This is a genomic window from Gemmatimonas sp., from assembly GCF_041689975.1.
In the GTDB taxonomy this organism is placed as follows: Bacteria; Gemmatimonadota; Gemmatimonadetes; order Gemmatimonadales; family Gemmatimonadaceae; genus Gemmatimonas.
In genome coordinates this window covers 1-8,668 of the sequence record NZ_JBDNFF010000176.1, presented here as the reverse complement: position 1 = coordinate 8,668, position 8,668 = coordinate 1, and the positions used below count along the sequence as shown (strand labels likewise).

At 65.0% G+C, this 8,668-nt stretch carries 9 protein-coding genes; 2 read left to right on the top strand and 7 right to left on the bottom strand.

Going from position 1 to position 8,668, the window contains the following annotated elements; all coding sequences use genetic code 11:
* Positions 1–250: 250 nt before the first annotated feature.
* Positions 251–1,831, top strand: coding sequence for an Ig-like domain-containing protein (locus ACESNG_RS11305; RefSeq protein ID WP_373060800.1), 1,581 nt, complete (start codon positions 251–253; stop codon positions 1,829–1,831).
* Positions 1,832–1,981: 150 nt separating this feature from the next.
* On the opposite strand, the gene paaD is transcribed toward ACESNG_RS11305, so the two are convergent.
* Genes paaD through paaA form a run of 4 tightly spaced genes read right to left on the bottom strand, consistent with a single transcriptional unit; the run spans position 1,982 to position 4,564 of the window.
* On the bottom strand, positions 1,982–2,470 hold the full coding sequence (paaD, locus tag ACESNG_RS11300) for a 1,2-phenylacetyl-CoA epoxidase subunit PaaD (protein WP_373060799.1): 489 nt from the start codon (positions 2,468–2,470) through the stop codon (positions 1,982–1,984).
* A 10-nt stretch (positions 2,471–2,480) separates the two neighbouring features.
* Positions 2,481–3,281: a 1,2-phenylacetyl-CoA epoxidase subunit PaaC gene (paaC, locus tag ACESNG_RS11295; RefSeq protein WP_373060798.1), complete on the bottom strand. Its 801-nt coding sequence runs from the start codon at positions 3,279–3,281 to the stop codon at positions 2,481–2,483.
* Positions 3,282–3,288: 7 nt separating this feature from the next.
* A complete protein-coding gene (paaB, locus tag ACESNG_RS11290; RefSeq protein ID WP_373060797.1) occupies positions 3,289–3,576 on the bottom strand; it encodes a 1,2-phenylacetyl-CoA epoxidase subunit PaaB in 288 nt (95 codons plus the stop codon).
* A 16-nt stretch (positions 3,577–3,592) separates the two neighbouring features.
* Positions 3,593–4,564: a 1,2-phenylacetyl-CoA epoxidase subunit PaaA gene (paaA, locus tag ACESNG_RS11285; RefSeq protein ID WP_373060796.1), complete on the bottom strand. Its 972-nt coding sequence runs from the start codon at positions 4,562–4,564 to the stop codon at positions 3,593–3,595.
* Positions 4,565–4,626: 62 nt separating this feature from the next.
* On the opposite strand from paaA, the gene ACESNG_RS11280 reads away from it, so the two are divergent.
* The gene (locus tag ACESNG_RS11280) at positions 4,627–5,412 is read left to right on the top strand and encodes an enoyl-CoA hydratase/isomerase family protein (protein WP_373060795.1); all 786 of its coding nucleotides are present in this window, start codon (positions 4,627–4,629) and stop codon (positions 5,410–5,412) included.
* An 18-nt stretch (positions 5,413–5,430) separates the two neighbouring features.
* On the opposite strand, the gene ACESNG_RS11275 is transcribed toward ACESNG_RS11280, so the two are convergent.
* From ACESNG_RS11275 to ACESNG_RS11265, 3 genes are all read right to left on the bottom strand, one after another.
* Positions 5,431–6,477 (bottom strand): hypothetical protein, encoded by a 1,047-nt coding sequence (locus ACESNG_RS11275; protein ID WP_373060794.1) that lies wholly within the window; start codon positions 6,475–6,477, stop codon positions 5,431–5,433.
* A 118-nt stretch (positions 6,478–6,595) separates the two neighbouring features.
* Positions 6,596–8,221, bottom strand: coding sequence for an Ig domain-containing protein (locus ACESNG_RS11270; RefSeq protein WP_373060793.1), 1,626 nt, complete (start codon positions 8,219–8,221; stop codon positions 6,596–6,598).
* Positions 8,218–8,668, bottom strand: a 451-nt coding sequence (locus ACESNG_RS11265; protein WP_373060792.1) for an Ig domain-containing protein, incomplete at its 5' end; no start/stop codon positions are given. The genes ACESNG_RS11270 and ACESNG_RS11265, both read right to left, overlap by 4 nt.

The window sequence follows — 8,668 nt, the reverse complement described above, 5'->3', positions numbered from 1 at the left end:
CCCAAAATCTCAGGATGCTTGATCGTCCGCGACACAGGTCGGCCGAGGTGTGGTCGTGTAGCAAAGGCTGGGGTTGCCTGACGACCACGGAAAGACAATCAGGCCTTGGTCCCAATGAGCACCAAGGTCAACCGTGACGTATCGCACAGCGCCGAAATGCCTTACGATTCAGTGGCCCTGCTACGACAAACTCCGGGCGGGCGTCCGGGCACGGCTGTGCCCGTTCTTTGGCACCTATTAACAGGATTCTATGACAAAACGACTGGTCGGTCTCTCGCTGCTGACGGCGATGGCGGCGGTCCCCACGGCCCAGGCTCAAAGCCTCGGCGAACGCATCGAAGTGGGTGCGTTCGGGCAGTACACCAAGCTCGACGACAAGCTTCGTATCGATAACGTGGTCGGCGTCGGCGCGCGTGCGGGTTTCTCCGTGTACAAGTGGCTCGGTGTCGAAGGCGACATCCAGGTGGGCAGCACGAAAGCAAACCGCGCGCCGAACGAAGACATCACGTATCGTCCGTTTCGCGGTCTGGCTACGCTGACCGTCCCGTTCGTTCCGTCCAAGAAGGCGGCCTTGGTGCTTGGCGCCGGCTGGGTGAACTCAGTGTACGCCGGTCGGAACACGGCAAACGAATACGAGGACGGCTTCTCGGCGCTTGCGGGACTGAAGTTGTGCGGCAGCGGCCGGTGGGGCGCTCGCATCGACGGCATCATGGACAACAATCCGTCGCCGAACGAGCAGAGCATCGAAGGTACATCGCGCAACCTCGGCCTCCGTGCAGGTGTGACGTACGCGCTCCGCGGTGGCTGCGCAACCGTCGAACAGTTCGACTGGGCGCTCAAGATCGATCCGGCCACGGCTACGATCAATCGCGGCAGTGACCGTCAGTTCGCGCTTTCGGCGGCCGACACGAAGTCGCGGCCGATCGAGCTACGCAAGGTCATGAACCTGACGTGCTCTTCGAGCGACGCGTCGGTGGCGACGGTGGACAACAACGCGAAGGTCACGGCCGTGAAGAACGGGACCGCGACGATCACGTGCAAGGGCCTCGTGAAGAAGATCGAGCGCACGGCCTCGTCGACGGTCACGGTCCCCGCTCCGTCGTGGAACGTGACGCTAACGCCGGCCAGCGGTTCAACCGACCTGGGCAAGACGCTCGCGTTCGCGGCGAAGGCCACGGACGCGGACAACGTCGACCTCGGCGCGGTCACGTGGAGCTCGGCCAGCAGCGCGATCGCGTCGGTCAGCAACGGCACGGTCACGTGCAACGCGCCGGGCACGACTACGATCACGGTCACCAAGACGGCGTACGGCGCCACGCAGACCAAGTCGGCGACGGTCGAATGCAAGGCGCTCGCCGCCGCGCGCGTGGCGCTCGACGCCACGTTGTTCGACTTCGACAAGGCGCTCGTGCTGAAGTCAGGTATGGACACGCTCAAGGTTGTGCTCGATGCCATGAAGCGCATGCCGACGCTCCGTATCTCGGTGGAAGGACACACCGACTGGTACGGCGACGAGTCGTACAACAACAAGCTCGCCAAGAGCCGCGCGTCTGCGGTGATGGCGACGCTGCTCAAGATGGCCGGTCGCGACGCCGCGTCGATCAAGGATCGCATCGTCTCGTCGAGCTTCGGCGAGCAGTGCATCATCGCGCCGAATGGCGACGCCGATCCCGCCCCGCCGCGTCCTCGCGTGTCGAAGGCCAACAAGGAAGCACAGAGCCCGAACCGTCGCGTGGAAATCTGGCAGCTGCTCGAGGGCAAGAGTGCCCCGACCGCCTGCCGTTCGGCGGAAGAGCGCGCCGGCCGCGTGGCGTTTGGGGAGTTGAAGTAGGGGGACTGAAAAAGAAAACTCCCTAGGAAAGAGGGGGAGGGTTTCAGGGGGCAGGAGGCAGGAACCACGCGCGGTTCACCTGCTCCCTGCCCCCTGAAACCCTCCCCCCTGCTTCCTAGGGAGTTTTAGCCCGTGTAGCGCGCAGCCCTGTCAAAACGCCTTGAACTCATCAAACGGCTGCCGACAAGAATTACACACGTGTATCGCTTTGCACGCCGTGCTGCCGAATTCACTTTGCAGCCGCGTATTGCTGGAGCCGCAGAAGGGACAGGGCACGGGAACGCGAGCACGCGTGAGCGTGATGAGCCCCTGAGGTTCGGCGCGACCTGGCGGGGCGATGCCATACGCGCGCAGCTTTTCGCGCGCGTCGAGGCCGATCCAGTCGGTCGTCCATGCCGGCGAGAGTACCAGCTTCACGTTCACGTCGCGCACGCCGCGTTCGAGCAGCGCCGTGCGGATATCGGCCTCGATCTCACGCATGGCCGGGCAGCCCGAGTACGTCGGGGTGATCGTGATCGTGACCGCCTCATTCTGGATCTCGACGTCACGCACGATGCCGAGTTCGACCACGCTGATGACCGGGACCTCGGGGTCCATCACGGTACTCAGGACCCCGTACACCTCGTCTGAACTCAGCATCGGGTGCCGCCTACCAGGATGCGCCAGGATGCGAGCGCGCCACGATCTGCATGGTCGCCAGCATGTGTCCCAGCGATTCGGTGTGAAAGCCGCGTCGTCCGCCACGGCGCATGGCCGGGTCGGTGGGGAGCTTCAGTGTGGCACGCTGCACCACATCCGTCACCATCGCGAGCCAGAGCGAATGCAGCGCGTCGTGGTCGATCGCGATGAAGGCGTCGGCCGCGACGGCATCGTCGACCGCGTCATGATCGAACAGCTCACCGGTGTAGCGCCACACGGCGTCGAGCGCATGTTGCGCACGCTCGTGGCTTTCCGCCGTGCCGTCGCCCAGTCGCACCACCCACTCGCTGCTATGGCGCAGGTGATACTTGTCTTCCTTGAGCGACTTCGTGGCAATGGCGGCGAGGCCTTCGTGCTCGCAACGCGACAAAGCGTCCCACAGCAGTACACTGTACGCATCAAACAGGAACTGGCGCACCATAGTGACGGCGAAATCACCATTCGGGATCTCCACCAGCAACGCGTTGCGGTAGGCCACCGCGTCGCGGAAGTACGCGAGTTGGTCGGCGTCGCGTCCCTGCGCTTCGATCTCTCCGGCGAGCGCCAGCAACGAACTCGCATGCCCGATCAGATCGAGTGCGATGTTCGAGAGCGCGATGTCCTCTTCGAGGATTGGCCCGTGACCGCACCACTCCGACAGCCGATGCCCAAGCACGAGGCGATCGTCGCCCATGCGCAGCACGTACTCGAAGAGCGGATTGGCGACCGGCGTACTGCGCGGTGCGGCAACCTGAAAAGACGGTTCGGTCATCAGCGATTCAGAAGACGCGCACGCCGCGCGGCGCGATATAGAACTGCGGATGACGATACGGCTTGTCGTTGCCCGATTCGAAGAACGGCCCCGCATCCGATGGCGCCGAGGCCACGATCGCCGCGGTCGGCACCACCCACAGATTCACCGCTTCGCCACGACGCGCGTATACGTCGCGGGCGTTCTGCAAGGCGAGCTCGCCGTCGGGCGCGTGCACACTGCCGGCGTGTTCGAATGGTTCACCCTTGTTGGGCTGCGTGAAGACTTCCCACAGGGGCCACTGACTGTCTGACATGGTCGGAATCCGGTAGTCAGGCCGCAGCCGTGGAGGAACGCGCCTGCTGCTTTTCGGCGTACGCCGATGCCGCCGCCCGCACCCATGCGCCGTCTTCGTGCGCTTTGCGACGGGCATCGAGCCGTTCGCGATTACAGGGACCGTTGCCCTTCAACACTTCGAAGAACTCGCTCCAGTCGATCTCGCCGAACTCCCAGTTGCCGGTATCTGCGTCGAGATGCAGATCAGGGTCGGGAACGCTGATGCCGATCGCGATCGCCTGCGGCACTGTGAGATTCACGAAACGTTGACGCAGTTCGTCATTCGTCTTTCGCTTCACGCGCCACTTGAGCAACTCCGCGCTGTTCGGCGAATTCGTGTCGCTCGGACCGAACATCATCAGGGAGGGCCACCAGAAGCGATTGAATGCGTCCTGCACCATCGCCTTCTGCTCCGGCGTGCCGTTGGCCAGCACCGAACAGATCTCGTAGCCTTGACGCTTGTGGAAGTTTTCTTCCTTGCAGATGCGCACCATCGCGCGCGCATAGGGGCCATACGAGGCCTTCGCGAGCACGGTCTGATTCACGATGGCCGCGCCATCCACGAGCCATCCGATCACGCCCATATCCGCCCACGAGAGCGTGGGATAATTGAAGATGCTCGAGTATTTCGCGCGACCGTCGAGCAACTGTTGGACGAGCTCGTGACGGTCGACGCCGAGGGTCTCCGTACCGCAGTAGATGTACAGCCCATGCCCGGCTTCGTCCTGCACCTTGGCGATGAGCGACATCTTGCGACGCAGCGACGGGGCCCGCGTGATCCAGTTGCCTTCGGGCAGCATGCCGACGATCTCGGAGTGCGCGTGTTGCGACATCATCCGCGTGAGCTGCTTCCGATAGCGCTCCGGCATCCAGTCCTTCGGCTCGATGCTCTCGCCAGCGGCAATGCGGGCGTCGAAGGCAGCCAAAAGGGCCGGATCCTCGGTGGGGACGGTCAGTTTCTGGTCCATACGGGTAATCTACTGGCGGTAAACGGGGTTCGACAATTGGATCAGCGCGCTATTTTCAGCGTATGACGACAGAGACTCCCCTCCCCGCTACCAGTCTGGACGGCTACGTCCGTACCGGGATTGCCGACGGCATCGGCCGCATCGAGTTCTATCACCCCAAGAGCAATGCGTTGCCACGGGCGATTCTGCGCGATCTCGCTTCAGCGATAACGGCGCTGGGCGCCGATCCGGCGGCGCGGGTGATCGTACTGCAGAGCGGCGGTACCGGTCCATTCTGTGCCGGTGCGTCGTTCGATGAACTCGCGGCGATCACGAGCCCCGAACAGGGCCAGGAGTTCTTCAGCGGGTTCGCGCGTGTGATCCTCGCCATGATCCGTGCACCGAAGTTCGTGATCAGCCGTGTGCACGGCAAAGCGGCCGGCGGTGCCGTTGGCCTCATCGCCGCCTCCGACTTCAGCATGGCGGTCACCAGAGCGTCGGCCAAGCTCAGTGAACTCGCGATCGGCATTGGTCCGTTCGTGGTCGGCCCGGTGATCGAGAAGAAGATCGGACTGGCCGCCTTCGGCGCGATGTCGGTCGATGCCGACTGGCGTGATGCCGCGTGGGGTGAACGGCACGGCCTCTACGCGAAACTGTTCGACGATGTTGCGGCGATGGATGACGCGGTCGGCACACTCGCCACGACACTGGCGGCGTCCAATCCGGAAGCGATGGCGATGCTCAAGCGCGTGTTCTGGGCCGGCACGGAGCAGTGGGATACGATGCTTGCCGAACGCGCGGCCATGAGCGGCGCGTTGGTGTTGTCCGAGTTCACGCGGAACGCGATCGGCGCGTTCAAGACTCGTTGACGTTGCGCGCTGGCCGGGCTAGAAGCGCACGGCTACAGTCACGCCGGCCGGTCCGCGTGCGCTGAGCCACGGAGCCAATGCCACGGTGGATGCGGCGCGGCCACGACTGACGCTGCGTGCGATGCGCGCCTGAATCGTAGCGCCCCGCTGTGAGCGACTGGCTGACACCATGGCGTCGATCATGCCGACGATCGTGACCGCCGCGGCGGCACCGATGCCAGCGGTAAAATACGAACGCTCCTGTGTCGTGCGCGTGTATGGAGCAGGTATGCCGTTCGGATCCACGTAGGCGATGGTGGCGGTCGTGGTTTGCTGCGTGAGCGCAAGTCCGGCCGCAGCGCCAGCGGCCGCAAGCACAAGGACACCGCGCACCGGATGTCCCGTGTAGAACTGTCCAAAACCCGGGAGCAGGCTGCGCGAGAACGCGACACCGGGCCGATACACGGGCCGGCGCAGCACTTCAATGGCGCGTCCGACATCGACACGATCGTCGACCGTCGGCGCTTTGGCACGGTACTGCTCGAGATCTTGCAATGCCGCGCGTCGAGCCCCGTTCGCCGCACGCGCCAGTCCGCGATTGAAATACCCCTCAGAGGCCGAGGGCGCATCGCGAACCACGTCGTCGAAGGCCCGGATGGCCGCCTCGTACCGACCGTCATCGTAGAGCGCGATCCCCAAGCGGAACGCCACCTGTACATCGGCCGCTTGACGCTGCGCCACCGCGGGCACGATACGGCGCAATCGATCACGAACGTCAGTGGCTTCACGTCCAGCCGGCGACAACGACAGGTAGCGACAGAACTCGACGACGGCCTTGGCGGAGTCAGCGAGTTCCTCGTGCGCGCGACCGAGGTCGTAGGCAATCCGTTCATCGCCAGGATTGAGGAGGGCCGCGCGGGCAAACGCATCGCGCGCCGCCGCCTGATCGCCGATCAGCGCCGCCTCCTGCCCCGCCGCAGCAAGTCGCCGAGCCTCCGCGTTATCGCGTCGCGCCGCCGGCGCCTGGCCCACGGCGGGAAGATCGCACCCCGGCGCGGCCCCAACGGTCAGTGTACGCTTGGGCACCAGGCTTGGGGCGCCGCTCTGAGCGCGCAACGGGCACGCGAGCAGCACGACAGCAAGCAGCGCAGCAGCAGCGAGGCGTGATACAATGCGCGATGCGATGCGTGTTCGGGTGCTGTGATCAGCGAACCGTGATCGTGACTGATGCACTGATGCCCTCGGAAGTGACCGTGATGATCGCGGAACCGATGCCGACGCCGACCACGAGCCCTGTGCTCGAAACGAATACCACGTTCTCAGCGCTGCTACGCCAGCTCAGCGCACGGTCCGACAACGGGACGCCCGCAGCATCCCGTACGATCGCGGCGAGTTGCACCGATTCATTTACGCGAAGCGCTGGATTCGGCGGCGAGACGACGATCGAGGCCACCGTGGGCACACTCACCGTGACCGCACTCGTGGCCGAGATCCCTTCGCTCTCCACGACGACCAGCGCGATCCCGGGCGCGATAGCGGCAACGACCCCCTCGGCGCTTACGCTGATCACGCCCGATGCGCCGCTGCGCCATAGCATGCTCCGCCCAGTCAGGACGGCCCCGTTCGCGGCGCGTGCCATGACGGTGAATTGGCGCGCGTCGCCCACGAACAGGTTCGTGGCGGATGGCGTGACATCCAGTGAAGCAACGGGCACCGGCACCACCTGCACGCTGGCCACGCCAGTCTTGCCTTCGCTGGTCGCGGTGATGCGTGCATTGCCCGGCGCGAGGGCGGTTACCACGCCGGCGGTGCTCACGGAGGCCACGGTCGGCGCGTCACTGGCGAAGGTGAGCGGGCGGTTGGTGAGGACGTTGCCGTCGTTGTCGGTGATCTGTGCCTGCAGTGTCAGCGTCGATCCAGCGGTCAGCGTCGAGACACTCGGCGAAAGGGCAACGGTGCCGGCGAGTCGTGCGGGCACAACGACCCTCGCCGTCCCGACGCGACCTTCACTCGCTGCGGAGATCGTTGCGGTACCCGGCTGAAGCGCGAGCACATTCCCGGTCGCGGTCACGATGGCGACGGTCACATTGCTCGAACTCCAGCTCACCGATCGTCCGAGGAGCACGACACCGTTGGCGTCGCGAAGCGTCGCGGAGAATTGCCGGTCGGTTCCAACGGCCAACGTATCCTGACCCGGACTCAACGTGACCGTCTGAATGGGTGGCAAAGTGACGGTGACCGCGGCTTGGGCGAATCGCCCCTGAGAGGTCGCGACGATCGTGACCGCGCCCGGCGCCACACCAGTGACCGTTCCATTGGCGTCGACGCGAGCGACGGTCGGATCACTGCTCGACCACGCTATGGCGCGACCGACGAGAGCCACGTTGTCGGCATCGAGTGGCTGCGCGCGAATCAGCACGGTTCCGCCGACACGGACGGCGGAAATCGCCGGCGTCATCGCGATCGATGCCACAAGGCGTTCGGTGACCGTCACTGTGGTGGTGGCACTGATGCCGCGCGCACTGACCGCGATTCGCGCGGTACCCGGTGCCGCGGCCGTGACCAGACCCGTGGCCGACACGGTGGCCACGGATGCATTGCTGCTGGACCAGGCGAATGGCGACACGGGGACCGTGCTGCCTCCGGCGTCGCGCGCACGCGCTGAAAGCGCGACCGTCGTACCGGAGCGCACGGTTGGCGACGCCGGCGTGACCTCGACCGCGTCAATCGTGCGGTCACTGACAGTCGGCTCCCCACACGCCAGTACGGACAGCAGCACCGTTGCAATCAGTCGTCCCGACGCGGTGCGCATGCGCTGCAGCGCGGTCATGGTGTGACCGTAACGACGGCAGAACCGATCTTGGTTTCCGAGGTCGCGATGATTGTGGTCGTGCCGACGGTCACGGCCGTCACGAGACCACTGTTGATATTCACGGTCGCCACGGCGGGGTTCGAACTGCTCCACGTGATCGTGCGACCGGTGAGCACGTTGTTCGACGCGTCGCGCGTGACCGCTGTGCCCTGAGACGTGGCGCCGACGGCGATCGACGTGGGTGCGACCGACACCGTCACAGTTGCCACCGGCACCGCGGTCACGGTCAAGACGGCGTTTCCGCTTTGCCCTTCACTGGTGGCGGTGATCGTCGCCGAGCCCGCCGTGAGCGTCGTAATTAAAGCGCTGCTGTTGACCGTCGCGACGGCGGTGTTCGAACTACCCCATGTGATCGTGCGGCCGGTGAGCACGTTGCTCGTGGCATCACGCGTGACGGCCGTGCCT

What these genes read in the sequence shown, in the direction of transcription:
- ACESNG_RS11280 (WP_373060795.1), top strand. Translation starts at nt 4,627, where the DNA reads ATGACGACAGAGACTCCCCTCCCCGCTACCAGTCTGGACGGCTACGTC.
- paaD (WP_373060799.1), bottom strand. Translation starts at nt 2,470, where the DNA reads ATGCTGAGTTCAGACGAGGTGTACGGGGTCCTGAGTACCGTGATGGAC.
- ACESNG_RS11305 (WP_373060800.1), top strand. Translation starts at nt 251, where the DNA reads ATGACAAAACGACTGGTCGGTCTCTCGCTGCTGACGGCGATGGCGGCG.
- paaB (WP_373060797.1), bottom strand. Translation starts at nt 3,576, where the DNA reads ATGTCAGACAGTCAGTGGCCCCTGTGGGAAGTCTTCACGCAGCCCAAC.
- paaA (WP_373060796.1), bottom strand. Translation starts at nt 4,564, where the DNA reads ATGGACCAGAAACTGACCGTCCCCACCGAGGATCCGGCCCTTTTGGCT.
- paaC (WP_373060798.1), bottom strand. Translation starts at nt 3,281, where the DNA reads ATGACCGAACCGTCTTTTCAGGTTGCCGCACCGCGCAGTACGCCGGTC.
- ACESNG_RS11270 (WP_373060793.1), bottom strand. Translation starts at nt 8,221, where the DNA reads ATGACCGCGCTGCAGCGCATGCGCACCGCGTCGGGACGACTGATTGCA.